Source organism: Clostridium sp. AM27-28 (assembly GCF_003480955.1).
Classification (GTDB): Bacteria; Bacillota; Clostridia; order Lachnospirales; family Lachnospiraceae; genus Otoolea; species Otoolea fessa.
Genome location: NZ_QUJT01000043.1, coordinates 1 through 559 on the forward strand (window position 1 = coordinate 1; position 559 = coordinate 559).

Annotated in this window: 1 protein-coding gene; it reads left to right on the forward strand. The window is 39.0% G+C overall.

Annotated features, from left to right (window positions below; translation table 11 throughout):
• Positions 1-20: 20 nt before the first annotated feature.
• Positions 21-559 (forward strand): Type 1 glutamine amidotransferase-like domain-containing protein (locus DW720_RS15570; protein ID WP_118749820.1); only part of this gene is annotated, 539 nt, incomplete at its 3' end.

Genomic DNA, 559 nt, shown 5'->3' on the forward strand with positions numbered 1-559 from the left:
ATTTATAAAGGAGAATATTGATGAAACTATTTTTATGTTCGCACTTTTCAAGTGTGGGAAGTCTGATAAAGGAAGAAATTGAAAATAAGAAAGTCGCATTTATTCCAACAGCTTCACTGCGTGAAGGCTACACCGGTTATGTCGGCTCGGCTCGAAAATTATTCAAAAAGTTGGGAGCAATCGTAACTGAAATTGATATTTCAACGGAGGCTTATTCAACGATACAGTCTGTTTTTGAAGAAGCAGATGTGATATATTTTACCGGCGGAAATTCTTTCTTTCTTATGGACCAGCTCCGTAAAACGGGAACTGATGGACTGCTGAAAAAGGAATTGGCAAATGGAAAATTGATGATCGGCGAGTCGGCAGGCGCAATTATATGCGCTCCAAGCATCCAATATATCGAGCAAATGGATGAAAAGCCAGAGGACTACTCACAAGAAGATGATGCAGGGCTTGATTTGATTGATTTCTATGTTCTTCCGCATTATCTTACAGCACCATTTAAGAAAGTTACCGAGAAAATAATGACTGAGTTTTCGGATTTGAATCTATGCCC